A 24,527-nucleotide genomic window follows, 5' to 3' on the forward strand; every position below is an offset into this window, starting at 1 on the left:
AACGCCTCGAACCCTTCCTAGAGAGGCGGAAAGGCCGTGCCAACACCCCCATCCCTACCCTTCCCCCATCAAGGGGGAAGGGAGAGCGGAAGTTGTGAGTTTTAGTGCGAGGCCGGCCCGCCCGCCGCCTTGATCGCGCGGAAGTCGATGCCCGTCTCGGCCACCAGGTAGATCAGGCTGGCCCAGGCGGCGACGTTCTGCGCCAGCTCGTCCGGACGCACCTTGTTCAGGGTGTCGTCGGCGGTGTGGTGGTAGTCGAAGTAGCGGGTGGCGTCCTGCTCCAGCTCGACCGACGGCACGCCGGCTTCCTCCAGGCCCTCGATGTCGGCGCCGCCGTGGGTGGCGGGGGTGCGGCTGACATAGATCTTCAGCGGGGCCAGGACATTGGCGGCCGTGGTGGCGAACGGATGGGTCTGGGCGCCGGTCGGCAGCTTCAGCGCATAGACGCGGTCGGCGCCGGTGTCGCTCTCACCGGCCAGGACGATCTTGGGGACCTCGTCCTTGTGGGCGGCGATATAGGCTTCCGACGAGCCGCCGCTCTCTTCCGAGCCGAACATCACCACGCGGATGGTGCGCTTGGGATGCTTGGGCAGGTCGCCGATCAGCTTGGCCGCGGCCGTGGTGATGGCCACGCCGGTGGCGTCGTCCAGGGCGCCGGTGCCGACATCCCAGCTGTCCAGGTGGCCGCCGATGACGATGACTTCGTCCGGCTTCTCCGAGCCCTTGATCTCGCCCGAGATGTTCCAGGCGACGTCGTTGGCGTCGGTGGTCGAGGCCAGCTTCAGCTTGATGCGCAGGGTCTTGCCCGATTTGGCCAGGCGCTCCAGCTGCTCGGCTTCCGGCACGCCCATGGCGGCGGACGGGATCGAGGCGACGCCGTCGCCGAACGCGGTGACGCCGGTGTGCGGCACGGTCGAGTCCGAGGTCGAGACCGAGCGGATCAGCAGGGCCACCGCACCGCGCTTGGCGGCTTCGGTCGGGCCCGAACGGCGCGAAATGCCGGCCACGCCGTAGCCCGAGCCGTCCTGGGCCTTGACCATCGGCTGGGTGATGACGGCGATCTTGCCCTTCAGCGCGCCCTCGGGGGCGGCCATCATCTCGGCATAGGTGCGGAACAGGGCGACGTCGGCCTCGATGCCTTCGGCCGGGGTCGGGACGGTGCGGCCCAGGCCCACGATGCCCAGCTTCATCGGATAGGGACCGACCAGCTCGGCGCTCTCTTCACCGCGCGTCCACGACGGCTTGGCGAACTGCTCGACCTTCACGTCGGTGAAGCCAAGAGCCTTGAACTTGGCCACGCCCCAGTCCTTGGCGCGCTCCATGGCCGGCGAACCGACGAGGCGCGGGCCGATGCTGGTGGTCAGGTCCTCGGTGATGTCCCAGGCGGTGCGGTCCAGCAGGGCCTTGTCGCGCAGGGCCTCGGCCGTGGCGACGGGCGACAGCGTGGGCGCGGCGGCCGGCGCAGCGGCCTTGACGCCCTTCGCGGGCTTGGTCTCGGCATGGGCGGCGCCCGAAAGCAGGGCGAGCGTGGCGGTGGCGGCCAGTAAGCGACGATACATGAGCAAGGATTCTCCCCAATGGCGCGGGAGTCATAGCACCGCTCCACGTCAGGGGGAGTCAGCATAACGCTGAACTGTCACAGTGCCCTCAGGCCGGGCGCCCGATCCGCTTGATCTCCCAGTCCAGCTGCACGCCGGTCTTTTCCTTCACATCAGCGCGGACGGCTTCGCCCAGGCCTTCCAGGTCGGCGGCGGTCGCCTCGCCCGTGTTGATCAGGAAGTTGCTGTGCAGCGGGCTGAACATCGCGCCGCCATACGGCTTGCCGCGCCAGCCGGCCTCATCGACCAGCTTCCACGACGAGTGGCCCGGCGGGTTCTTGAAGGTCGAGCCGCCGGTCTTCTCGCGGATCGGCTGGGTGGTTTCGCGACGGCTGGTGATCTCGGCCATGCGGGCCTTGATCGCCTCGGGTTCGTCGGCGGTCCCTTCGAACACGGCGTCGAGCACGAACACGGTGTCGCCGTCCTGCAGGGCGCTGTGGCGATAGGTGTAGTGCAGGTCCTCGACGGACAGCTCGCGCACCTGGCCGGCGCGGTCCATCACCCGGACGGACTTCACGACATTGACGGTTTCGGAGCCGTAGCAGCCGGCGTTCATGATCACCGCGCCGCCGATCGTGCCGGGGATGCCGGCATAAAACTCCAGCCCGGCGATCCCAGCCTCAGCCGCCTTGCGGGCCAGGATGGCGTCGGGCACGGCCGAGCCGGACTTGATGCGATTGTCGCCCAGCGGCTCGACGCCGTTGAAGCCCTTGCCCAGCCGGATGATCACGCCCTCGACGCCGCCGTCGCGGACCAACAGGTTGGAGCCCACGCCGATGGCCAGCACCGGAACCGCCGGGTCCAGGGCCTTCAGGAAGTCCGACAGGTCCTGCTCGTCGGCCGGCAGGAACACCACGTCGGCCGGACCGCCGACCCGGAACCAGGTGAACGGCGCCAGGGCCTCGTCGATCAGCAGCTTGCCACGAACGGTCGGGAGATTGGTTTTCCAGCTCATACGGGGGCTCTAGCGCGTCCTGTACCGTTTCTCAAAGTGCTCGACCGCCCACCAGGACAGCACAAGCAGGATGCCGGCGACGATCAAGGCGATATGCGCCCAGTGCTCGGCGGGCGTGACATAGGTGACGCCGCCGGGCTGCTTCAGCGCCACGACGAAGGCGCCCTCGGGCGCCTTGGGCCGCTGGGTGGTCAGGAGCTTGGTGAACCACCAGCTGCCGAACAGGTACGCGATCACCGCCACGACGATCGCGGCCTTGGTCGCGAGCCAGCGGTTCACTTGCTTAGCGCTTCAAGCTGCCCCGGCAGAGCGTAGGACCAGCTGGTGATGTCGCCCGCGCCCAGCAGCACGACGAGGTCGCCGCTGGTCGCCTCGGCCGCGATCAGGGCCGGCAGGGCCGCGGGGCTCTCCAGCGGCAGGGCGCGGCGGTGGCCGAACTTCTTGAGGCCCTCGACCAGGTGGTCGCGATCGACGCCCTCGATCGGCTGCTCGCCGGCCGTGTAGACGTCGGCGACGATCACGGTGTCGGCGTCGTTGAAGCAGCTGCTGAACTCGGTCATCAGGTCGCGCAGGCGCGTGTAGCGGTGCGGCTGGACCACGGCGATCACCTTGCCCGTCGAGACCGCGCGGGCGGCCTTTAGCACGGCGGCGATCTCGACCGGGTGGTGGCCGTAGTCGTCGACCACGCGGATGCCGTTGGCCACGCCGGTGGTGGTGAAGCGGCGCTTGACCCCGCCGAAGCTGGCCAGGCCCTTGCGGATGGACTCGGCATCGACGCTGAGCTCGCGGGCCACGGCCACGGCGGCGGTGGCGTTCAGCACGTTGTGGTGGCCGGCCATCGGCATCTTCAGGTCGTCATAGCGCACGACCTCGCCGTTCAGCGGCGAGACGATGATGTCGAAGGTCGCGCCTTCCGGGCCCATCTCGATGTTGGAGACCCGGACCTCGGCCTGCGGGTTGGTGCCATAGGTGACCAGGCGGCGGTTCTCGATGCGCGAGGTCAGGGCCTGGACTTCCGGGTGGTCGGTGCAGACCGCCGCGAAGCCGTAGAACGGGATGTTCTCGATGAAGTCCTGGAAGCCCTTCTTCACCGCGTCGAAGTCGCCCCAGTGGTCCAGGTGCTCGGCGTCGATATTGGTGACGATGGCCACCGTGGACTTCAGCTTCAGGAACGAGCCGTCGCTTTCGTCGGCCTCGACGACGATCCAGTCGCCCTCGCCGACCTTGGCGTTGGTGCCGTAGGCGTTGATGATGCCGCCGTTGACCACGGTCGGGTCCAGGTCGCCGGCGTCCAGCAGGGCCGCGACCATCGAGGTCGTGGTGGTCTTGCCGTGGGTGCCGCCGACGGCGATCGAGAACTGCAGGCGCATCAGTTCGGCCAGCATCTCGGCGCGGCGCACCAGCGGCAGGCGCTTGTCGCGGCCGGCGACCATTTCCGGGTTATCGGCCTTCACGGCCGTGGAATAGACGATGGCCGACGCGCCCTCGACGTGGCCGGCGTCATGGCCGATGAAGATGCGCGCGCCCAGCTTCTCCAGGCGCTCGGTGTTGGCGCTGGCCTTGGCGTCGCTGCCTTGGACGGTGTAGCCGATACGCAGCATGATCTCGGCGATGCCGGACATGCCAATGCCGCCGATGCCGATGAAGTGCACGGGGCCGAGTTCGAAGGGGACGGGGCGTCGACGCTGGATCATGAAAAGCCGATTAGACCAATTCCGCGCGCCGCGAAACGCCCTCCTGATCCTCTGTGTGTGGACAGCCTCCGCTCACGCCCAGGCGCCCTCGCCTGCCCCGCTTGAACTGCGCCTGGCCGATGTCGGCCGGTTCGCCAGCTTCGTGGACATGACCAGCCGCCAGGCCGAGGGCTCCACGGTGCAGGTCCGCGTCCTGCAGGTGGCCGAGGCCGACTTCGAAGTGGCCGGCGAAGCCTATTGGGGCGGCTGGCGGCATGAGGTGATCGACTGCCCGGCCCGCACCCTAGCCCACGCCGGCTTCTCCAGCCTGCGCGCCACCGGCCGCGAAGGCCCAGTCATGGGCGACCTTCGCCCTGCCGTGGGCCCCGCCCCCGGCGGGACGGACGAGGCGGTGCTCAAGGTCGTCTGCGATGGCTGGAAACCGTTCAAGCCGATCCCCGTCGCGACCAGCGTCGAACAGGCGGTGAAGCTCGCCCGCCCGCTGATCGAGACGGGTGCGGAGCCATGAGGGCGCTGCGGACCGTGATCGTGCTGGCGTTCGGCCTTGCCCTCCAGATCGGCCGCTACGCCGTCCTCGACGCGCTGTATCCGAAGGGCCCGCCGGAATGGGCGGTGTGGACCTCGGTCGTCGTCTTCTTCGTGCTGTGGTTCACGCTCGGCAATCTGCTGCACTGGCAACTGGGCCGCTGGTGGCTGGACAAGTCGAAGAAGGTCCCGCCCAAGCCCTAGGCCGTCTCGATCGGGATGTGCGGCTTGGTGTTCGGATAGATCAGCTCGACCGGCGGCTCGTCGGCGGCGGGCTTCTTCATGCCGTAGGCGTTGACCGGCTGCGAGCGGTTGATCCAGGCCGTGTAGTACAGGTGGTCGGCGCGCGGATCGTCGGTGTTCGGGTGCAGCAGGATCGTCAGGCCCAGGCTGTTCAGCTGCAGCCACGGCAGGATCACGTGCAGCAGGTCGTTGGTGAAGCCGAAATAGAACGACGGCGTCACGTGCGGGCCGCGCGGCGTCAGGTTCCAGTCGCCCAGCTCGACCTCGAACCGTTCGGCCACCCAGCGGCGCAGCAGCGCCGCCTTCTCCGAGGTGTCCTCGTCGAAATAGATGTGGGCGTGATAGCTGCGGATATCCGTATAGGCCCGAGGCTTCAGCGGCGTCGGCGTCTCGCCGGGGCGCACCGACACCGGATGCGGCGTGGGCTGGCTGGAGGTCTCGTATCCCCAGGGACTCTTGCCGCCGACCGGCGCGCGCGGCTGCTTGGCCGGCGGCGGTATCCTAGACTCGGTCTCGGCGGCGCTGGCCGGCTTGGACGCCAGTCCCGCCGCGGCGGCCAGGCCGCTCGCCAGCAGCAGGCCGCGCCGCTCGACACCCGGCTGCTCGGCGGCGATCGCCTTCGTGGATTTGCGCATGGAAAGCCCCCTGAGGCGGTGGAAAGGTCGAACCATTCATCCGCCGCCCCAGGGCGCCGCATCAAACTAGATTAGTTTGATGGGAATTCAGTGAAGCTATCGCCCTCACCACTCCGGCGGCATGTACGGCCCGCCGGCCGTGCAGATGTACATCGGCTGGAGGTCGTAATACGGCGTCGGGACCTGGACGCGATTGACGGTGACGACGTCGCCCGACTGGCTGCAACCCTGGTCGGAGACCGTGCCCAGGAACTGCGTCTTCGCCGCGTCGGCATAGTAGAAATAGGTGTAGGCGGTCAGCGGGTCCTCGGCCATGGCGGCCGGCGCGCCCAGGGCGGCGAAGGCGGCCACGGCGCCGACCAGGAAGGCTTTCATGCGGATGGTCATCGGAACTCTCCCATCTGGAATGCGCGACGGACGCGCGGCCAGACGGTTCATCAGATCGTGGCGACAATCAATCTTTGCCTGCATTATAGAAATTGCAATTTTAGGATTAAACACGATGCGCAACCTCGCGCTAAGCTTAACCTTGGATAGAAATGTCCATTTCACATCTTAAGATTGACTCGCCGCGCGTCGCGGGCGGATGCTCCGGCCATCCTCATGGTGAGGAGGGAGGACATCAGATGAAGTCTAGCCTTCGTTGGAAATCGATCTGCGCCGCCATCGCCTCGGCCGCCCTGGCCAATGGCGTGGTCCTGGTCACGCCGGCCGCCGCCCGTCCGCCGATCTGCGTGGAATGGGCCTGGCACAACTGCGACCCGGACTTCCCGCGCAACACGCCCGAATGGGGCGAGTGCTTCGACTACTACTCGACTCTCGGCTGCCCCTGGTGGGAAGGCCTGAGCGGCAAGAAGGCCCCCACGGCCGTCAAGCCGGAAGACATGCTGGCCTTCTCGCGCCAGTAGCGCTCCAGCGCGGCGCGGGCGTCCTTGCAGCGCCCGCGCTTAGCGCGCCGTGCGCTCCACCAGATCCGCCAGTTCCTCGGCCGCGTTCGGCTTGGCCACCGACCGTGCGCCGGCCGCCATCTTGGCCAGGCGTTCGGGGTTCTTGAGCAGGGCGTTCAGAGCGCCGGCCATGGCGTCCACCGTCAGCTCGTCTTCCAGGCACACGGCCGCGCCGCCCGCCTCTTCCAGGAGCTTGGCGTTGAAGCGCTGGTGGTCGTCGGCGGCGATCTTGAGCGGCACCAGGATCGAGGGCCGGCCGGCGACGGCCAGCTCGGTGCAGGTCGAGGCGCCCGAACGGCCGACGACCAAGTGAGCCTGACGCAGATAGCCGGCCATGTCGCGGAAGAACGGCGCGACCTCGCAGTCGACCATGGCGTTGCGATAGATCTTGCGGGCGCCTTCCATGCTCTCGGCGCGGGCCTGCTGGAAGACCTTCAGACGGCCGCGGACGTCCTCGGGCAGCTTGGCGACGGCCTCGGGGATCAGCTCCGACAGCAAGCGCGCGCCCTGGCTGCCGCCGGTGACGAGAATGCGCAGCTGCACTTCCGGCGCGATGTACGGCACGTCGTAGAGCTCGCGCACCGGCGGACGCACGGGATTGCCGACCACGTGGGCGCGGGCCTTCACGGCCGGCGTGGCCATCTGCAGCGTCGGGAAGGCGCAGGCCACCTCGTTGACGCGCGGGGCCAGGAAGCGGTTCACGCGGCCCAGGACCGCGTTCTGCTCGTGGATCACCGTCGGGCGCTTCTGGCTCAGCGCGCCCAGCAAGGCCGGTAAGGCGGGATAGCCGCCGAAGCCGACGACGACGGCCGGGTCCAGGCGCTTGAAGGCCGTACGGGCCTCCATCACGCCCTGCATGACCGTGAAGCCGGCCTTGATCATGCCCAGCGGGTCGTTGGACTTGGCCGTGGCGGCGGAAAGGGCGAGACGCTCCTCGGCCGGGAACTTGTCGGCGTACATCGCGCCGCGATCGTCCGTGGCCAGCACGACGCGCCAGCCGCGCGCGGACAGGGCCTCAGCCAGCGCCTGGGCGGGGAACATATGGCCGCCGGTTCCCCCGGCGGCGACGACAGCCAGCTTGCTCATCTCAGGCGAAAGCGCCGCCGAGGCTGAACTCGCCGCTCGCCCCATAGGCGCCGGGGCGCTTGCGAACCAATGCCAGGGCCATGCCCAGCGTCAAACCCATCGCGAGCATGGAAGAGCCCCCGTAACTGATGAACGGAAGCGTCATGCCCTTGGTCGGGATCATGTTCAAGTTCACGGCGATATTGATGATGGCCTGTTGCCCCACCAGCACGAACAATCCGGCGGCCGCGACCTGCTCGAACGGGTCGTTCAGCTTCATGGCCTTGTACAGTCCGCGCACCACCAGGAAGGCGAAGATGGCGATCAGGGCCCACGAGAAGATCAGGCCGTATTCCTCGGCCGCCACCGAATAGATGAAGTCGGTGTGCAGGTCGGGCACGTGGCGCTTCATGACGCCCTCGCCCGGGCCGCGTCCGAAGAAGCCGCCGGCGCGGATGGCCTCGGCGGCGCGGGTGATCTGGTGGGTGTCGGCCTGGTCGGGGCTGAGGAACTTCTGCACGCGGGCGTGCACGTGGTCGAACAGGAAATAGGTCGAGCCCAGGCCCGCCAGCGCCACCGCGCCCAGACCCATGATCCACGAGATCGGCACCCCGGCCATCCAGAACGCCGCCCCGAAAGCGATGGTGATCAGCACCGTCTGGCCGACGTCGGGCTGCACCAAAAGCAGGCCCACGGCGATGAAATAGAGCAGGAAGGCGATCGACACGCCCGGCACGCCCTCGCCCTTCTGGCCCTCGGCGAACATCCACGAGACCAGCACGATCAGGGCCGGCTTCATGAACTCGGACGGCTGCAGGGTGAAGCCGCCGAACTGCAGCCAGCGCGTGGCGCCCTTGGCGTTGTGGCCGATGAACGGCAGGGCGATCATGATCGCGATCGCCACGATGTAGATGAAGAAGGCGGTGCGCCGGATGCCCTTGGGCGACAGCATCGACACCGTCAGCATCACCACCGACGAGGCGGTGGCGAAGAAGCACATGCGGATCGCGAAGTGGAACTGGTCGTCGATGCCGATCCGCTGGGCCGCGGCCGGGCTCGAGGCGAACGACAGCAGCATGCCCAGCGTGGCCAGCAGGGCCGTCGCGCCCAGCAGCCAGCGGTCGGTGGTCCACCACCAGATGCCGAGCGCTGTGCGGTCGGTGCGGGCGAAAGCGTGTGTCGCGTTGGAGGCCATGGCCGGAGAGTCGGACCGCAGGGTTAATCAAATCTTGCTGCGCCGTTCTACGCCGGTGGACATGCGTCGAAAAGCGCGCGCAAGCGCGCTCGATCAGCGCAGTTCGAAATAGGCCGTCTCGCCGCCCTCGGTATGGGCGACCACCGCGATGTTCAGAACCTCGCCGTCATCCAGCGTCAGGCGGCACTCGCCGGCCCGGAACGCCTGCCGAAGAACGTCCGGATCACCCGTGACGCTGCCCTTGCCGGTCTTGCGCCCGGCCGGACCGCTGACGAGCAGCAGGGAGAAGGCCACGGCGCTGTCCTGGCGGGCGACGGTCAACGCGCCGTCACCGGTGCGGGGGAGCTTCTGAAGCTTGGCTACAGGCATCGAACACAACGCATGAAGTTGAAAATCACGCTTCGTTATTACAGAACGAAATCTGTCGTGCGTATAATAATATTCAGAAATTGCTTGCGCATTTCCAACCCGAAGCGCAGGGTATATTTTATCGAATATTGAACCGGTTCGGCCGCTCTCCACGCTTTCTCTTAGGATCGAGCTCCCGAGCCCCTCCAAATCCTCTCCGAAAATTTGATCACGTGGCTCGTCTCGGGTCGCGCGCCCCCTGACATGCAAGGAATACATCCATGGCTACCGGCACCGTGAAGTGGTTCAACTCCACCAAGGGCTTTGGCTTCATCCAACCCAACGACGGCGGCGCCGACGTGTTCGTGCACATCACGGCCGTCGAACGCTCGGGCCTGGGCTCGCTCGACGAAGGCCAGAAGGTGTCGTTCGAACTCGAACGCGACCAGAAGAGCGGCAAGATGTCCGCCGGCCAGCTGCAAGCCGCCTAAGGCCTGAGCCCAGCCTGGATGGATCATCCGGACTGGGCCCCCGCTCCTCCTGCGAAAGCGACCATGAACCCATTAGACATCCGCCATTCGGACCGCCTGAAGACGGCCGCTGACGCCAAGGCCGCCCTGCTGGCCAAGTTCAAGCCCCGCGCCGCCAGCACCGACCCGCTGTTCGCCGAGCGCGCGACGCTGCGCGCCGAGGAGCTGGCCCAGGTCCGCAAGGCCCGCGCCGACGCCAAGACCGCTGTCAAGCAAGCCGCCGCCGACGCCGAAGCCGCTCGGGTCGAGGCGCAGGCCGCGCTCAAAGCCGAAGCCCTCACCGCCAAGCGCGGCGAGCGCAAGGAACGCAAGGCGCTGTCGGCCGCCGACGCCAAGGAAAAGCGCGACGCGCGCTACGCCGCCCGCAAGGCCCGGAACTAGGCCAGCGCCCGCCGCGTCCAGTCGATGATCTGCGGCGCGGTCATGGCCCCGGCCTGCCGCGCGATCACCTGACCGTCGCGATAGAGCACCAGCGTCGGGATGCTGCTGACATTCAGCGCCCCGGCCGCGGCCGGCTCGGCGTCGGAATCAAGCTTCAGCAGACGCACCGCCGGCTCCAGCTGGCGCGCGGCGGCCTCGAAGGCGGGGGCCATGCTCCGGCAAGGTCCGCACCATGGCGCCCAGACGTCCAGCAGCAGCGCCACGCCCTTGGTCATCCGGCGATGGCGATCCAGCGCGGCGCCGGTCACGGCTGTCGGCCCGCCGGTGAACAGCGGCGACTTGCACTGGCCGCACTTGGCCGACAGCGGATCGCGCTCCTGCGGCAGGCGATTGCCGGCCCCGCAGGCGACGCAGACAACCTGGGACATCGCTGCTCCTGAAACTTCAACGACCGCGATCAGATGGTCGGATGCGCCAACGAACGCAAGGCGGCCTCGGTTTCCCATTGTCGTGCAGGCTTCGCTTGAATTCGGCCGCCAGCCAGTGATCATGGGGGTCGACAACAGGGGCGCAGAGTGGCTGACGAAGGATCCGACAAGGCTGTTCTGGAAGGGGTTGGCGCCTATTTCCTCAGCGTGGTCGAGGCCAGCCAGGACTGTATCCGCGTGATCAGCGCCGACGGCCATGTCGAGTACATGAACGCCCAGGGCCAGGCGCTGTTCGAAATCGTCGACTTCGACGGCCGCAACCGCCAGCGCTACTGGCCCGACATGTGGCCGTCCGAGAGCCGCGACACGGTCGAACAGGCCCTGCGCGCCGCGCTCGAAGGCAATGCCGTGGCCTTCCGCGCCTTCTGCCCGACGGCCCTGGGCGCGCCGCGCTGGTGGGACACCACCGTCTCGCCGATCCTGGAAGGCGACCGGGTGATCCGGGTCCTGGCCACCTCGCGCGACGTGACCGGCGAGCGCACGGCCGAAACCCACCGCCAGCTGCTGGTCAACGAGCTGAACCACCGGGTGAAGAACACCCTGGCCACCATCCAGTCGATCGCCAACCAGTCGCTGCGCAACGCCGGCGTCGGCCCCGACGTCCGCGACGCCCTGGAAGGCCGGCTGATGGCCATCGCCGCCACCCACAACGTGCTGACCGACCAGAACTGGTCCGCCGCCAGCCTTCGCCAGATCGTCGACGGCTCGGTGGCGCCCTACAGCGCCAGCCCCAGCCAGCTGACCATCACCGGCCAGGACCTCCAGGTCTCGCCCAAGCCCGCCGTGGTCATGGCGCTGGCCTTCCACGAACTGGCCATCAACGCCCTGAAGCACGGCGCCCTCTCCGCCCCCGACGGCCATGTCGACATCCGCTGGTCGATCGACCCGGACGACCAACTGCTCATCGAATGGGCGGAGCGCGGCGGGCCGACGGTGCGTCCGCCGGAGCGGCGGGGGTTCGGGTCGCGGATCGTCGAGACGGCGCTGCCGAACGAGCTCGGCGGCAAGGTCGCGGTGGACTACCGCGCGGACGGCCTGAGGTGCTCGATCCGCTCGCCGCTGACCGCGCTGGACAAGGTCGACGCGTTCATGCCGCTGGGCTGAGCCCTACCCGACGACGACGGCGGCGCGCTCGCCCAGCGCCTTGCGGACGGCCACGGCCAGATCGCTGACCTTGAAGGGCTTGCGGAGCACGGCCTCGGAATTGACCAGCTCGCGGATGGCGCCCGCGTCGGCATAGCCGGTGATCAGCAGCATGCCGAGGTCGGGAATGACCTGCCGCGCCCGCTTGGCGACCTGGGCGCCGTCCATGCCCGGCATGGCGAAGTCGACGACCATCAGGTCGGGCCGATCCTCGACCAGACGCGCCAGCCCTTCCTGCCCGCCCGACGCCTCGGTGACGCGGTAGCCCAGCGAGCGCAAACACTGGACCAGGAACCGGCGGACACTGGGATCGTCGTCGATCACCAGGACACGCTCGCCCTCACTGAGCGGCGTTTCGTTCGGCGGGATGTCGCTGGGCCGGATGCGATCGCCGGCCTCGGTGATCGGCAGCCAGATCTCGATCGTCGTGCCGACGCCGACCGTGCTGTCGATCCGCACCGTGCCGCCCGACTGGGTGGCGATGCCATAGACCTGGCTGAGGCCCAGCCCCGTCCCCTTGCCCACGCTCTTGGTCGTGAAGAAGGGATCGAACACCTTCTGCAGCAGCTCCTTGGGAATGCCATGACCGGTGTCGCTGACGGCGATGACGACGTGGTCGCCGGGCTGCAGACCCTCGTGCCACTCGTCGGAGATCCGGCTGGAGATGGTCACCGTGCCGCCGTCGCCCATGGCGTCGCGGGCGTTGATGGCCAGGTTCAGCACCGCCAGCTCCAGCTGGTTGGCGTCGGCCTTGGCCCGCGCCGCGCCGGCGGCCAGCGCCGTGCGGACCTCGACGGTGTGGCCCAGAGTGCGAGTCAGCAGATCGTCCATGCCAGCGATCAGCACGTCGACCTCGACCGGTTGCAGGTCCAGCTGCTGGCTGCGCGAGAAGGCCAGGAGTTGCGCGGTCAACTTGGTGGCGCGTTCGACGCCTTCGCGGGCGTTGGCGGCCATGCGCTTGACCCGCTCGTCGTCGCTGCGCCGCTCGATCATGTCGATATTGCCGACGATGGCGGTCAGCAGGTTGTTGAAGTCGTGGGCGATGCCGCCGGTCAGCTGGCCGATCGCGTCCATCTTCTGGGCCTGGACCAGGGCGGCCTGGGCCTGCTCGCGCTCGCTGATCTCGGCCAGCAGACGCTCGTTGGCGCGCTGCAGCTCGCGGACGCTGTCGGCGATGCGCTGCTCCAGCGTCTCGTTGAGCAGCCGCAGCTCGGACTCAGCGGTCTTGCGGGCGGTGATGTCGAGGCTGATCCCCGACATCCGTCGCGGCTCGCCGGGTTGGATCCGGTTGAGCCGTCCCCGCACCTGCACCCAGTGCAGCGAGCCGTCCGGCCAGAAGATCCGGTACTCGACGTCATAGTCCTCGGCGCGAGCGACCGAGGCCTCCAGCGCGCCGGCGCGCAGGGCCACGTCCTCGGGATGGACCGCCGCCTCGATGCTGGCCAGCGTCATGGGCTGGTCGGGCGCGTGGCCGAAATGGGCGCGGGTCGCCGTCGAGGTGGTCAGGGCTCCGCTGTCGAGGTCCAGGTCCCAGGCGCCCAGCTTGCCGGCCTCCAGGGCGAAGCGTAGCTGCTCCTCGGCCTTGGTCTGGGCCAGCAGGTGATCGCGGGCGACGTACTGGCGATGACGGGCGCGGATCGCCGAGTGCGCCGCGCTGACCAGCGTCTCGGCGTTGATCGGCCGCTCCAGCAGCACGATGTTGCCGATCGCCCGCAGGCGTTCGGCGTCGGCCTGGGCCCGCTTGCCGGGCTGCTTGGTGACCAGCACGATGAACGGGAAGTCCGACCAGGTCGGCTGATGGGCCAGCCAGTCGGTCAGGGCGTCGGTGGCGCCTTGAGCCAGCGCCTCTTCCGTCAGGACCGCCGCGCCGGCCTCGTCGCCCAGCGCCTGGGTCAGAGCGCCGAGGTCGCCGCAGATCTGCGAGGCGTGGCCGACATGGCCCAGGGTTTCGGCGATGACCGCCGCGTCGCGCCCTCGCGGCGCCAGGATGAGGATCGGCTTAGGCATCCGTCGGCCGATTGTTCTCCTCGCCCAGCATGTCGATCTTGCCCTGGTAGGACGGCAAGCCGGACATCACGCCCTGGAAGTCGGTCAGCGCCTGGCCGACCTCGATGCCTCGGTCGGTCAGACGGATTTCGCGGATGGTCTTCTCGTGCGCGGCCGTGCGGCTCTTGACCGCCGAGATCGCCGTCAGCACCGAACCGGCGGCCTCGAAGAAGCGGAACAGCAGGATGCCGTCGCTGAGATAGCTGAGGTCGATGTCGCTGCGGACCTCGCCGATGAAGCCGTGCTGGCCCAGGATCAGCAAGGTCACGACGCCCTGCTGGTTGAGATAGGTCAGCAGCTCGTGCATCTGCAGCAGCAGGAACTTCTGTCCCGGCATGGCCTGCAGGTAGGCGTTGAGGCTGTCGATGACGATGGTCCGTGCGCCCAGGCGCTCCACCGCGTCGCGGACGTGGAAGGCGAACTCGCCAGGCGACAGTTCGGCCGGGTCGATAGCGCGCACGAACAGTCGGCCGCTGTCGATGTGAGGCTGCAGGTCCATGCCCAGCGCCTTCGAGCGCGTCAGCAAGGTCGTCAGGCCTTAGTCGAACAGATAGTAGGCGACCGTCTCGCCGCGCTCGAGCGCGGTCAGGGCGCAGCGCACCGAGGTGGTGGTCTTGCCCACGCCCGAGGGGCCGCTGATCAGGGTGTTGGTGCCGCGCGTCAGCCCGCCGCCCATCAGCGCGTCGATGCCCGGCGAACCCGTGGACACCATCTCCTGGGCGAAGGTCGCCGGGTGATGGGCCGCCACCAGGCGCTCGAAGACCCGGATACCGCCGGTGTCGAGCGAGAAGTCGTGGAAGCCGCCGCGGAACTTGATGCCCCGCATCTTCACGACCTCCAGCTGGCGCCGCTGGGCGCCATACTCCTGGGTCATGCGGCGCAGGCTGATCACCCCGTGGGCGATGCTGTGCAGTTGCAGGTCGCCGTCCTCGGCGGTCTGGTCGTCGAGCAGCAGCACCGTGCACCGGCGCGTGGCGAAGAAGTGCTTCAGCGCCAGGATCTGGCGACGGTGGCGCAGCGGGTTCTGGGCCAGCAGCCGCATCTCCGACAAGCTGTCGAACACCACGCGGAGCGGCTTGGTCTCCTCGACCTGCTTCATCACCCCGCGCGTGGTTTCGCCCAGTTCGACGTCGGACGGGTGCAACACCGACTGCTCGCTGTCGGGGTCCAGGCCCTCTTCGCTGACCAGTTCGAACAGGTCGATGCCGTCCAGCGACCAGCCGTGGCTGGCGGCCGCGGCCTTCAGCTCGGGTTCGGTCTCCGACAAGGTGATGTAGAGCCCGCTCTCGCCCAGTTCCCGCCCCTTGAGCAGGAATTGCAGCGCCAGGGTGGTCTTGCCCGAGCCGGGCGTGCCCTCGACCAGATAGATGCGATCACGCGTCAGACCGCCGCCCAGGATGTCGTCGAGTCCGGGCACTCCGGTGCTGACACGGCTCTCGACCTTGACCTCAGACATGCTCGCTCCGCAAACGACGCGCCGGCCCCCTAGGCGGCGCACAGCGGTTCAACGCCGAAACAAAGGCTAAGTTCAGTGCGGGCGTGCCCGATATGTGGATACGGTGAAGCTAGCCGGCCCCTAGGCGACGGCCGACTTGCTTCCACTGGCCGTCAGCCCGTTGACGGCGGCGCGGAACGCTTCGCCCCGCGCCTCGAAATCCGAGAACTGATCGAACGACGCGCACGCCGGCGACAGCAGCACCACGGCGTCCTCGCCGCTGGCGGCCGCGTCGGCATAGGCTTGACTCACGGCCTTCTCCAGAGTGCCGCTCATCTTGACCTCGGCCTTGCCGGCCAGGGTCGTGGCGAAGGGCTTGGCCGCCTCGCCGATCAGGTAGGCGGTGGCGATGCGCGGAAAGAGGTCCTTCAGGTCGTCGATGCCGCCGGCCTTGGCCACGCCGCCGGCGATCCAGTAGAACTTCGGATAGCTGGACATCGCCTGGCGGGCGGCGTCGGCGTTGGTGGCCTTGCTGTCATTGACGAAGCGGACCTTTCCGATCTTGCCGACCGTCTCCATCCGGTGCGCCAGGCCCGGGAAGGTCATCAAGCCTTCGACCGCGTCGTGGGTGGAGATGCCGATGGCGCGGGCGGCGGCATAGGCGGCCGCGGCGTTCTGCCAGTTGTGGCGGCCCGGCAGGCTGCGGGCGCGCAGCAGGTCGGCCATCTCGACCACGCGTTCACCGGTGGCGTCGTAGAGCACGCCTTGCAGGGCGTAGACGCCCCGGCCCATGGCCTTGCCCGAGCTGATCGGCCAGATGGTGCGGCGGTTGGCGGCGGTGATCTCGGTGCAGATCTGCTGGCACCACGGATCGTCGACGCCGATGATGGCGGTGTCGCCCTTGCCCTGGTTCAGGAAGATCCGACGCTTGGCGGCGATGTAGCCGTCCATGCCGCCGTGACGGTCCAGGTGGTCGGGCGAGATGTTCAGCAGCACGACCGCGTCAGGCTTCAGGCTGGACGTCAGGTCCAGCTGGTAGGACGACAGCTCCAGCACGTAGACCGCGCCGCCGTGCATGTCTTCCAGGCCCAGGACGCCCAGGCCGATATTGCCGCCGACGCGGGTGTCGCGGCCGGCCGAGGCGCAGAGGTGGCCGACCAGGGCGGTCGTGGTCGACTTGCCGTTGGTGCCGGTGATGGCGATGATCTTCGGGCGCTTGTGCGCGGGAGCGGCGTTGACCGTGCGGGCGAAGAGCTCGACGTCGCCCAGCACCTCTACGCCGGCGGCCTTGGCCTTCTCGACGGTCCAGTGGGGCTTGGGATGGGTCAGCGGCACGCCCGGCGACAGCATCAGGGCGGCGAACTGGCTCCAGTCGGCGGCTTGCAGGTCGACGACGGGGAAACCCTCGGCGGCCGCGGCTTCGCGGCTCTCCGGTTTCTCGTCCCACAGGGCGACCTTCGCCCCACCCGCGATCAAGGCGCGCGCGGCCGTCAGTCCGGTCCGGCCCAGGCCGAACACCGCGACGGTCTTGTCCTCGAATCCGCGGACGGGGATCATGTTCTCAGGGCTCCTAGCGCAGCTTGAGGGTGGCGAGGCCGACGAAGGCCAGGATCATCGACACGATCCAGAAGCGGACCACGACGGTGGACTCGGCCCAGCCCAGCTTCTCGAAATGGTGGTGGATCGGGGCCATCAGGAAGACGCGCTTGCCGGTCTTCTTGAAGTAGGCGACCTGGATCATGACGCTGAGCGCCTCGGCGACGAACAGGCCGCCGACGATGCCCAGGACCAGCTCATGCTTGGCGCAGACGGCGATCGCGCCCAGCGCGCCGCCCAGGGCCAGCGAGCCGGTGTCGCCCATGAAGATCTTGGCGGGGGGCGCGTTATACCAGAGGAAACCCATGCCCCCGCCGATGATGGCGCCGCACAGCACCGCCAGCTCGCCGACACCCGGCGCGAAGTGCAGGTTCAGATAGTCCGCGAACTTGTAGTTGCCGACGAGGTAGGCGATCAGGCCGAAGGTCGAGGCGGCGAACATCACCGGCACGATGGCCAGGCCGTCCAGGCCGTCGGTCAGGTTCACGGCGTTCGAGAAGCCGGCGATCGTCACGGCCGCGAAGGCCACGTAGAACCAGCCCAGATTGATCACCAGCGCCTTGAAGATCGGGAAGACCACGCTGGTCTCCATCCCAGGCGTCATCGGCGACTTGGGCGCGAACAGGATCAGGATCACGGTGGCGGCGATGGCGACGATGAACTGCGCCACCAGCTTCTGACCGCTGGAGAGGCCCGCCGTGGTCTGCTTGGTGACCTTGGCGTAGTCGTCCATGAAGCCCAGGACGCCATAGCTGCCGGTGACCAGCAGCACGACCCAGACGTGGATGTTGCGCAGGTCCGACCACAGCAGGGCGCCGACGAACAGGCCGGCCAGGATCATGAAGCCGCCCATGGTGGGCGTGCCGGCCTTCTCGGTGACGTGACGGGCGATGCCGTCGGTGCGGATCGGCTGGCCCTTGCCCTGCTTGGCCTTCATCCAGCGGATGAAGCGCGAGCCCATGGCCACGGCGACGATATAGGCGGTCAGCATCGCCATGCCCGACCGGAAGGTCAGGTACTTCAGCAGATTCAGCATCGGCACATGCTCTTGCGAGCGCGCCAGCCATTCATACAGGAAGTACAGCATCAGCCCCGTTCTCCAAGGTCGAGCGCCGCCAGGGCCCGGGCGAGAACCCCTGCCTTGGAGCCGTTCGACCCCTTCACCATCACCACGTCACCCGGACGGATCGCCCCCGCCAGCTGCGCCGTTAACTTTTCAGTAACTTCCGCGTAGCCGCCCCGCCGAGTCGGCGGAAGCGCCTCCCACAGCGATTTCATGTGGACGCCTGCGACAAAAACGACGTCAACGTTTGCATGGTCGATCGGACCTGCAAGCTCGGCGTGAAACCGCTCGCTGCCCTCGCCCAGTTCGAGCATGTCGGTCAGCGCCACGACCCGGCGGCCGGCGACCTTGCGCGCGCCCAGGGTCTTCAGAGCGGCCTGCATCGAGACCGGATTGGCGTTGTAGCTCTCGTCGACCAGGGTGAAGGACCCGCCGTCGATACGGACCGTCTTCTCGGCCCCGCGGCCCTCGATCGGGGCGAAGGCGGCCAGGGCCGCCAGGGCCGTCTCGCGGGAGACGTCCAGGGCTTCCAGCATCAGCAGGACGCACAGGCTGTTGGGGCCCCAGTGGACGCCGGTCTGGCGGATCGGGAAGCTCAGGGGTTCGCCGCGCAGGTTGAGCGAGACGACCGCGCCCTCGCCATCGACCGCGAAGCCGGTCAGGCGCGCGGTCGCGCCTTCGACTTCGCCGAAGCTCCAGACGGTCGCGCCGGCCTTCTCGGCCTCGGCCTTCAGCAGGTCGAACCACTGGTTGTCGGCGTTGAGCACGGCGATCCCGCCGGGTTGCAGACCGGCGAAGATCTCGGCCTTGGCGCGCGCCACGCCCTCTTCGTTCTCGAAGTTCTCCAGGTGGACGGGGCCCACCGTGGTGATCGCCACCGCGTGCGGCTGGACGAAGCCCGACAGCGGGACGATCTCGTCCGCGTGGTTCATGCCGATCTCGAACACGGCGCGCTCGGTGTCGCGCGGCATCCGGGCCAGGGTCAGCGGCACGCCGATGTGGTTGTTGTAGCTCTTCACCGAGGCGTGGGCCTTGCCCGCCAGGCGCAGGCCCGCCTCGACGGCGCGGGTGACGCTGGTCTTGCCGACCGAGCCGGTCACCGCGCCGCGCTTGCATTGCGGCGCGCGTTCGCGGGCGGCGACGCCCAGCAGTTCCAGGGCCTTGAAGGTGTCCTCGACCATCACGGCCGGGGCGTCGACCGCCTTGGCGGCCAGGACGCCGGTCGCGCCGGCGGCCACGGCCTGCGGGACGAAATCGTGACCGTCGCGCACGCCGACCAGCGGCACGAACAGGTCGCCCGTCTCGACGGTTCGGGTGTCGATCGAGATCCCGGTCACAGCGAAGTCGCCGGCGACCTTGCCGCCGACCGCCTTGGCGATCTCGTCAGCCGTCCAGAGGGCTTCAGGCATCGACGCCCTCCAGGGCTTCGAGCGTTTCAGCCACGTCGTCGAACGGGTGGACGACGCCAGCGACGATCTGGCCCTGCTCGTGGCCCTTGCCTGCGATGACCAGCACGTCGCCCTCGCCCATCAGCGCCACGGCCGCGCGGATCGCGGCTCGGCGATCGCCGATCTCGCGGGCGCCCGGCGCGGCTTCCAGGATGGCGGCGCGGATCGAGGCGGGGTCTTCCGAGCGCGGATTGTCGTCGGTGACGATGGCGATGTCGGCCAGCTTGGCGCCGATCGCGCCCATCAGCGGGCGCTTGCCGCGATCGCGATCGCCGCCAGCCCCGAACACGGCGATCAGCTTGCCGCGCGTGTGCGGACGCAAGGCTTCCAGCACCGTCTGCAGGCCGTCCGGCGTGTGGGCGTAGTCGACATAGGCCTCGCCGCCCTTCAGGCCGCGACCGACACGCTGGAGACGACCGGCCGCGCCGTCGAGGGTCTCGAGAGCCTTCAGCACCTTGCCGATGTCCTCGCCGGCGGCGACGCACAGGCCGGCGGCGACCAGCACGTTCGAAGCCTGGAAGGCGCCGGCCAGCGGCAGCTTGATGTGATGGACGACGTCGTCGGCCTCGATGACCAGATCCTGGCCGGCCGGTGTCGGGGTGCGCGAGATCAGGCGCAGGCCCTGGCCGTCCTCGCCCACCGAATAGACGCTCTGGCCCGAGGTCACGGCGGCGGCGGCGAAGTTGGGGAAGGCGTCGCTGTCGGCGTTCAGCACCGCCGTCGCGCCGCCCGGCGTCAGGGTGTCGAACAGGCGCAGCTTGGCGGCCCGGTACTCTTCCATCGAGCCGTGATAGTCGAGGTGATCCTGGGTGAAGTTGGTGAAGCCGGCGGCCTTCAGCTTGACGCCATCGACGCGGCGCTGGTCGACGCCATGCGAAGACGCTTCCAGCGCCAAGTGGGTCACCCCCATCTCGGCCAGGCGGGCGACCATCTCGGCGACGTCGCCGGCGTCGGGCGTGGTCAGGCCCGGCGGGGTCAGCTGCTGATCGGGCTTGCCGGCTTCCGAGACGACGACGCCCAGGGTGCCCATGCTGGCGGCCTTGTGGCCCAGCGCGGCGAAGATCTGGCGAGCGAAGCCGGCGACCGAGGTCTTGCCGTTGGTGCCGGTGACGGCCACGCACATGGCCGGCTGCTTGCCCCAGAAGGCGGCCGAGGCCAGGGCGTAGGCCCGGCGGGCGTCTTCCGAGCGGACCACCGGAACGCCCAGGCCTTCCAGGCCGCCTTCGGGCGCCAGGATGGCGGCGGCGCCCTTGGAGACCGCGCCCGGCGCGAAGTCGCGGCCGTCGACCTTGGTGCCCGGCAGGGCGGCGAACAGCCAGCCGGCCGTGACCTTGCGGCTGTCGGCGGTGACGCCGGCGATCACCGGATCGGTCTCGAAGGGACGATTGAACAGTTGCGACAGGTGTCTGGTCATAGCCCTGCGTCCGGTGTGGCGTTCTTGGGGCCGGCGATGGTCACCAGCTCGGTCTTGCGTTGCACGCCCAGGAACGGCGCGATGCGTTCGATGACCTTGCCGGCCGGCGGCGCGCCGACCCAGCCGCCCGTCGAGAAGCCGAACGACTTGGCCGTGCCGTGCGGCTCGTCCATCAGGATCAGCACGAAGTAGCGGTCGGCCTCCACCGGGCCGTCGGTCGGGAACACCGCCGCGAACGACGAGACCTGGCGCTGGTGGTTGTAGCCGCGGATCGACGGGTCGTACTTCTCGCCGGTGCCGGTCTTGCCGCCCACCGACAGGCCGGGCACGTCGGCCTTGCCGCCGCTGCCGCCCGGCAGGACGTTGGCGCGCATGATCTTCAGCATCTCGGCCGAGGTGCTTTCCTTGATCACCTGCACGCCCTCGGGGCGCACGCCCGCCGGCAGCTTGCGGATGGTCAGCGGCCGCATCTGGCCGCCGTTCAGCAGGGCGTTCATCGCCTGGGCCAAAGCCAGCGGGCTGACGTTCATGCCGTGGCCGAACGAGGTGGAGGCCACAGCGTCCATGTCCCACTTGCGCGGGGTCAGCGGACGCGCCGACTCCATCAGCTCGACCTTGGCCGGCTTGGTCAGCCCCAGGGCCGTGAAGTACTTGGACAGCCGCTCGCCGCCGATCCGCTCGGCCAGCATGGCCGTGCCGATGTTCGACGAGTGCTTGAACACCTCGACCAGGGTCAGGATGGCCTTGGCGGCGTGGTAGTCGTGGATCGTGCGGTAGCCCAGCTTGAACGGCTCGCGCGCATCGAAGGTCGAGGACGGCGTGGCCACGCCGGTGTCCAGGCCGATCGCGACGGTGAACGCCTTGAAGGTCGAGCCCATCTCATAGACCGAGGCGGCGGCGCGGTTCAGGCGCTGCTCGTCGGTGGCCTCGCCGGCCTTGTTGGCGTCGTAGTCGGGATAGCTGGCCAGGCCCAGGATTTCGCCCGTGTGGACATTGGTGACCACGCCCACGGCGCCCTTCGGGGTGAACTCGGCGGCGCCCTTGCGCAGTTCGTCCTCCAGGGCCGCCTGCACGCGCACGTCGATCGACAATTGGGTCGGGCCGCCTTCGCCGCCCGCCGCCTTGCGGATCGGATCGTCCAGGGCGCGCTCGGCGCCGGCCAGGCCCTTGCCGCCGCTGTCGACGAAGCCGATCAGGTGCGCGGCAGTCGGCCCCAGCGGGTACATCCGCCGCTCCTGCTCCTCGAACGAGATGCCGGGCAGGCCCAGATTGAAGATGGCGTCCTTCTCGTCGGGCGTCAGGCCGCCCAGGACGAAGGCGCGGTGATCGCCGAACACGGCCTTGTCCAGGCGCTTGGCCGGCACTTGCGGCAGGGCCTTGCCCAGCGCCCGGCGCACTTCCTTGGCGTCCCAGACCTCGCGCGGATCGACATAGAGCGCGTAGTGGGCCAGGTCGACGGCCAGCAGCTTGCCGTTGCGATCGACCACGTCGCCGCGCGCGCCTTCCGCGCCTTGGGCGTAGCCATTGCCCTTGCCGGCGTTCGAGAACAGCGCCGCCCAGCCTGCGCCCAAGGCCACGCCGACGAAGCACAGGCTGAAGAAGCCCATGACCAGGAAGATGCGGATGCGGGTGTCGTCTTCAGGCCGGGCCTGGGCGCGCGAGCGCTCGAAGGCGTGCTCCAGGCGCCAGACGCGCTCGATCAGCCACCGCCAGATGGCGGGCTGGAAACCGCCGGGACCCAGGTTCGAGAGGCTCATCGCGGCGCCTCCGGAGCTTGCGGCTTGGGCGGCGGCGGTGGCGGCGGAAGCGAAGCGTCGTCCGGCAGGGCTTCCGGCGCGTCGGCGGCCAGGGCCTCGGGCGCGACCGGGGCGGCCGAGATCGGGGCGCGCGGCAGTTCGCGGCGGCGCGCGACGTCGATCAAGGCGTCCTCGGTGATCTCGTGGTCCGGCGCGATCGGCTTCAGCTGCATCATCTGCGCCAACTGCTCGATGCGGCGCGGCTGCTCCAGGTGGGCGACCTCGGCCTCGAGCAGGCGCTTGCGCACGCCCTCGTCGACGATCTCCTGCTCGATGCGGCTGATCTCCTGGCGTTCACGACCGGCGAAGGTCTTGGCCAGGTAGACGCTGGTCACCAGGGTCAGCAGCACGCCCATGCCCGCGACCTCGACGACGCGGAAGCCCCGGATGCGGCGATCGAACAGGCCGACGCTGGTCATGCGCTGGCCTCCCAGACGGGAGCCTCGGTGCGGACGGCGGCGCGTAGCTTCGACGAGCGCGCGCGCGGATTGACGGCCAGCTCGGCCTCGCCCGGCGCGATGGCCTTGTTGGCGATCAGCTGGAAGCTGGACGGCGCGCCGGCGGCGACGGGCGGCGCATGGCGTGAACCGCCGGCGGTGCGCCCGGCCCGCTCGGCCAGGTAATTCTTGACGATGCGGTCCTCCAGCGAGTGGAAGGTGACCACCGCCAGGCGACCGCCCGGCTTAAGGATACGCTCGGCGGCGGCGAGACCCGCCTCCAGCTCGGCCAGTTCCTCGTTGACCGCGATGCGCAGCCCCTGGAATGAGCGCGTGGCCGGATGGACCTTCGCGCCCTTGCGCCCCCCGAGCGCGCGCTCGATGACGTGGGCCAGGTCCAGGGTGCGCTCGAACTTGCGCTCTTCGCGGCGGCGCACCAGGAAGCTGGCGATCCGGCGCGAGGCGTGCTCCTCGCCATAGACGTAGAGGATGCGGGCCAGCTCGGTGTGGTCCAGCTCGTTGACGAGGTCGGCGGCCGTCGGGCCGGTGTCGCTCATCCGCATGTCCAGCGGACCATCGCGCATGAACGAGAAGCCGCGCTCGGCCTCGTCCAGCTGCATCGACGACACGCCGATATCCAGAACCACGCCGTCGACCGACCGCGGCGCGAAATGCTCGGCCATCTGCGAGAAGCGGTCCTGGATCAGGCGGAAGCGGTCGGCCGGCAGGCCTTCGGTGAACTTCAGGACGGTGGGGTCGCGGTCGAAGCCGACGACGGTCGCGCCGGTGGCCAGGATGGCGCGGGTATAGCCGCCCGCCCCGAAGGTCCCGTCGATGATGGTCTCGCCCGGTTTGGCGTCCAGGGCCTCGACGATCTCATTCAACAAGACCGAGATGTGCGGCGCTTCGCTCACGACGCGCCCCCGAACTTGGCCACACGCTGCTGCGCGCGCAGGGCCGCGAGGCCTTCCCTAGCCAGATCGCGTTGCGTCGCGCGATGAGCCTGGAAGGCCTCACGCGACCAGATCTGAAAACGCTCACCCATACCGACGACGGCTACCCAATCCGTGAGACCGCACATTTCGCACAGGTGGTCGGGAAGCGTAATGCGACCAGCTGTATCAAACGACAGCTTGGCCATGCCGCCCAGGACGCTGGTTTCCAGCGCCGAGCGCGTCGGATCGCCGAACGGCATCTCCTCGATCACGCCCAAGTAACGGTCGAACAAGGCTTTTCCGCCAGCTTCCAGGCAATCGGCCTCGATCGAGGGGAAGCAGAAGATGCCGTCGAACATGCCGGAGACGGCCGCGCGGAATTCCTGCGGCACAACGATGCGCCGCTTGCTGTCGAGCTGTTTCTCGAACGTCGAGAGAAACACTGAAGCTTAAACCCCGCCAAACCCAAGCCGGTCGGCGAGCACCACCAACTCGCCCCGACGCAAATTGGGTTAACATGGGATGAATTGGGAGACAATGACACCAAGCCCCGTTTCATCGAGATTTCAAAGATGTCGCACCCCTTCTTCACTGGGGGAGGCAGTTAATC

The 24,527-nt window shown here is 68.6% G+C and carries 25 protein-coding genes and 1 pseudogene; 6 read left to right on the forward strand and 20 right to left on the reverse strand.

Features of this window, described 5'->3' with window-relative positions; genetic code table 11:
- Positions 1 to 101 precede the first annotated feature (101 nt).
- The 4 genes from AC07YH_RS18720 to murC form a co-directional block, all read right to left on the reverse strand.
- Positions 102 to 1,559: a M20/M25/M40 family metallo-hydrolase gene (locus tag AC07YH_RS18720; RefSeq protein WP_494748466.1), complete on the reverse strand. Its 1,458-nt coding sequence runs from the start codon at positions 1,557 to 1,559 to the stop codon at positions 102 to 104.
- A gap of 88 nt (positions 1,560 to 1,647) precedes the next feature.
- Positions 1,648 to 2,553, reverse strand: a complete 906-nt coding sequence (gene murB, locus AC07YH_RS18725; RefSeq protein ID WP_494748467.1) for a UDP-N-acetylmuramate dehydrogenase — start codon at positions 2,551 to 2,553, stop codon at positions 1,648 to 1,650.
- A gap of 9 nt (positions 2,554 to 2,562) precedes the next feature.
- Positions 2,563 to 2,832, reverse strand: coding sequence for a hypothetical protein (locus AC07YH_RS18730; protein ID WP_494748468.1), 270 nt, complete (start codon positions 2,830 to 2,832; stop codon positions 2,563 to 2,565).
- Positions 2,829 to 4,247 carry a UDP-N-acetylmuramate--L-alanine ligase gene (gene murC / locus AC07YH_RS18735; RefSeq protein WP_494748469.1) on the reverse strand — a complete coding sequence of 473 codons (1,419 nt, stop codon included), beginning with the start codon at positions 4,245 to 4,247 and terminating at the stop codon, positions 2,829 to 2,831. The genes AC07YH_RS18730 and murC overlap by 4 nt, the downstream gene beginning before the upstream one ends.
- Positions 4,248 to 4,302: 55 nt before the next feature.
- Here murC and AC07YH_RS18740 point away from each other — a divergent pair, with 55 nt between their 5' ends.
- Together AC07YH_RS18740 and AC07YH_RS18745 are read left to right on the forward strand one after the other, a co-directional pair.
- Positions 4,303 to 4,755 (forward strand): hypothetical protein, encoded by a 453-nt coding sequence (locus AC07YH_RS18740; protein ID WP_494748470.1) that lies wholly within the window; start codon positions 4,303 to 4,305, stop codon positions 4,753 to 4,755.
- On the forward strand, positions 4,752 to 4,976 hold the full coding sequence (locus AC07YH_RS18745) for a hypothetical protein (protein WP_494748471.1): 225 nt from the start codon (positions 4,752 to 4,754) through the stop codon (positions 4,974 to 4,976). The genes AC07YH_RS18740 and AC07YH_RS18745 overlap by 4 nt, the downstream gene beginning before the upstream one ends.
- On the opposite strand, the gene AC07YH_RS18750 is transcribed toward AC07YH_RS18745, so the two are convergent.
- The gene (locus AC07YH_RS18750; RefSeq protein ID WP_494748472.1) at positions 4,973 to 5,650 is read right to left on the reverse strand and encodes a DOPA 4,5-dioxygenase family protein; all 678 of its coding nucleotides are present in this window, start codon (positions 5,648 to 5,650) and stop codon (positions 4,973 to 4,975) included. The genes AC07YH_RS18745 and AC07YH_RS18750 overlap by 4 nt on opposite strands.
- A 105-nt stretch (positions 5,651 to 5,755) precedes the next feature.
- Positions 5,756 to 6,037, reverse strand: coding sequence for a hypothetical protein (locus AC07YH_RS18755; protein WP_494748473.1), 282 nt, complete (start codon positions 6,035 to 6,037; stop codon positions 5,756 to 5,758).
- Positions 6,038 to 6,276: 239 nt separating this feature from the next.
- On the opposite strand from AC07YH_RS18755, the gene AC07YH_RS18760 reads away from it, so the two are divergent.
- Positions 6,277 to 6,558 (forward strand): hypothetical protein, encoded by a 282-nt coding sequence (locus AC07YH_RS18760; protein WP_494748474.1) that lies wholly within the window; start codon positions 6,277 to 6,279, stop codon positions 6,556 to 6,558.
- Between the two features lie 39 nt (positions 6,559 to 6,597).
- Here AC07YH_RS18760 and murG read toward each other — a convergent pair whose 3' ends face one another.
- The 3 genes from murG to AC07YH_RS18775 form a co-directional block, all read right to left on the reverse strand.
- Positions 6,598 to 7,683: an undecaprenyldiphospho-muramoylpentapeptide beta-N-acetylglucosaminyltransferase gene (gene murG, locus AC07YH_RS18765; protein WP_494748475.1), complete on the reverse strand. Its 1,086-nt coding sequence runs from the start codon at positions 7,681 to 7,683 to the stop codon at positions 6,598 to 6,600.
- A 1-nt stretch (position 7,684) separates the two neighbouring features.
- Positions 7,685 to 8,857, reverse strand: coding sequence for a putative lipid II flippase FtsW (gene ftsW / locus AC07YH_RS18770; RefSeq protein ID WP_494748476.1), 1,173 nt, complete (start codon positions 8,855 to 8,857; stop codon positions 7,685 to 7,687).
- A gap of 93 nt (positions 8,858 to 8,950) precedes the next feature.
- The gene (locus tag AC07YH_RS18775) at positions 8,951 to 9,226 is read right to left on the reverse strand and encodes a hypothetical protein (RefSeq protein ID WP_494748477.1); all 276 of its coding nucleotides are present in this window, start codon (positions 9,224 to 9,226) and stop codon (positions 8,951 to 8,953) included.
- A 260-nt stretch (positions 9,227 to 9,486) separates the two neighbouring features.
- Between AC07YH_RS18775 and AC07YH_RS18780 the strand changes: the two genes are divergently transcribed.
- A complete protein-coding gene (locus AC07YH_RS18780; protein WP_494748478.1) occupies positions 9,487 to 9,696 on the forward strand; it encodes a cold-shock protein in 210 nt (69 codons plus the stop codon).
- A 63-nt stretch (positions 9,697 to 9,759) separates the two neighbouring features.
- Positions 9,760 to 10,116, forward strand: a complete 357-nt coding sequence (locus AC07YH_RS18785; protein ID WP_494748479.1) for a DUF6481 family protein — start codon at positions 9,760 to 9,762, stop codon at positions 10,114 to 10,116.
- On the opposite strand, the gene AC07YH_RS18790 is transcribed toward AC07YH_RS18785, so the two are convergent.
- The gene (locus tag AC07YH_RS18790) at positions 10,113 to 10,544 is read right to left on the reverse strand and encodes a thioredoxin domain-containing protein (protein ID WP_494748480.1); all 432 of its coding nucleotides are present in this window, start codon (positions 10,542 to 10,544) and stop codon (positions 10,113 to 10,115) included. The two genes, AC07YH_RS18785 and AC07YH_RS18790, sit on opposite strands and share 4 nt — an antisense overlap.
- 147 nt (positions 10,545 to 10,691) lie before the next feature.
- Between AC07YH_RS18790 and AC07YH_RS18795 the strand changes: the two genes are divergently transcribed.
- Complete coding sequence (locus tag AC07YH_RS18795) at positions 10,692 to 11,708, forward strand: sensor histidine kinase (protein ID WP_494748481.1); 1,017 nt, start codon at positions 10,692 to 10,694, stop codon at positions 11,706 to 11,708.
- Between the two features lie 3 nt (positions 11,709 to 11,711).
- Here AC07YH_RS18795 and AC07YH_RS18800 read toward each other — a convergent pair whose 3' ends face one another.
- From AC07YH_RS18800 to AC07YH_RS18845, 10 genes and pseudogenes are all read right to left on the reverse strand, one after another.
- Positions 11,712 to 13,754: a hybrid sensor histidine kinase/response regulator gene (locus tag AC07YH_RS18800; RefSeq protein ID WP_494748482.1), complete on the reverse strand. Its 2,043-nt coding sequence runs from the start codon at positions 13,752 to 13,754 to the stop codon at positions 11,712 to 11,714.
- Positions 13,747 to 15,249 (reverse strand): annotated as a pseudogene (locus AC07YH_RS18805) (ATPase domain-containing protein). The gene AC07YH_RS18800 and the pseudogene AC07YH_RS18805 overlap by 8 nt, the downstream one beginning before the upstream one ends.
- Positions 15,250 to 15,369: 120 nt before the next feature.
- Entirely contained in the window at positions 15,370 to 16,785 is a 1,416-nt protein-coding gene (gene murD, locus AC07YH_RS18810; RefSeq protein WP_494748483.1) for a UDP-N-acetylmuramoyl-L-alanine--D-glutamate ligase, read from the reverse strand.
- A 13-nt stretch (positions 16,786 to 16,798) separates the two neighbouring features.
- Positions 16,799 to 17,911 carry a phospho-N-acetylmuramoyl-pentapeptide-transferase gene (mraY, locus tag AC07YH_RS18815; protein ID WP_494748484.1) on the reverse strand — a complete coding sequence of 371 codons (1,113 nt, stop codon included), beginning with the start codon at positions 17,909 to 17,911 and terminating at the stop codon, positions 16,799 to 16,801.
- Positions 17,911 to 19,296 (reverse strand): UDP-N-acetylmuramoyl-tripeptide--D-alanyl-D-alanine ligase, encoded by a 1,386-nt coding sequence (locus tag AC07YH_RS18820; protein ID WP_494748485.1) that lies wholly within the window; start codon positions 19,294 to 19,296, stop codon positions 17,911 to 17,913. Before AC07YH_RS18820 ends, mraY begins: the two co-directional genes overlap by 1 nt.
- Entirely contained in the window at positions 19,289 to 20,749 is a 1,461-nt protein-coding gene (locus AC07YH_RS18825; RefSeq protein WP_494748486.1) for a UDP-N-acetylmuramoyl-L-alanyl-D-glutamate--2,6-diaminopimelate ligase, read from the reverse strand. Before AC07YH_RS18825 ends, AC07YH_RS18820 begins: the two co-directional genes overlap by 8 nt.
- Positions 20,746 to 22,506 (reverse strand): peptidoglycan D,D-transpeptidase FtsI family protein, encoded by a 1,761-nt coding sequence (locus AC07YH_RS18830; RefSeq protein WP_494748487.1) that lies wholly within the window; start codon positions 22,504 to 22,506, stop codon positions 20,746 to 20,748. Before AC07YH_RS18830 ends, AC07YH_RS18825 begins: the two co-directional genes overlap by 4 nt.
- Positions 22,503 to 22,964, reverse strand: a complete 462-nt coding sequence (gene ftsL, locus AC07YH_RS18835; RefSeq protein ID WP_494748488.1) for a cell division protein FtsL — start codon at positions 22,962 to 22,964, stop codon at positions 22,503 to 22,505. The genes AC07YH_RS18830 and ftsL overlap by 4 nt, the downstream gene beginning before the upstream one ends.
- Positions 22,961 to 23,896: a 16S rRNA (cytosine(1402)-N(4))-methyltransferase RsmH gene (gene rsmH / locus AC07YH_RS18840; protein WP_494748489.1), complete on the reverse strand. Its 936-nt coding sequence runs from the start codon at positions 23,894 to 23,896 to the stop codon at positions 22,961 to 22,963. The genes ftsL and rsmH overlap by 4 nt, the downstream gene beginning before the upstream one ends.
- On the reverse strand, positions 23,893 to 24,360 hold the full coding sequence (locus AC07YH_RS18845) for a division/cell wall cluster transcriptional repressor MraZ (protein WP_494748490.1): 468 nt from the start codon (positions 24,358 to 24,360) through the stop codon (positions 23,893 to 23,895). The genes rsmH and AC07YH_RS18845 overlap by 4 nt, the downstream gene beginning before the upstream one ends.
- Positions 24,361 to 24,527: the final 167 nt, after the last annotated feature.

The organism is Caulobacter sp. GW456-12-1-14-TSB4 (assembly GCF_059424195.1).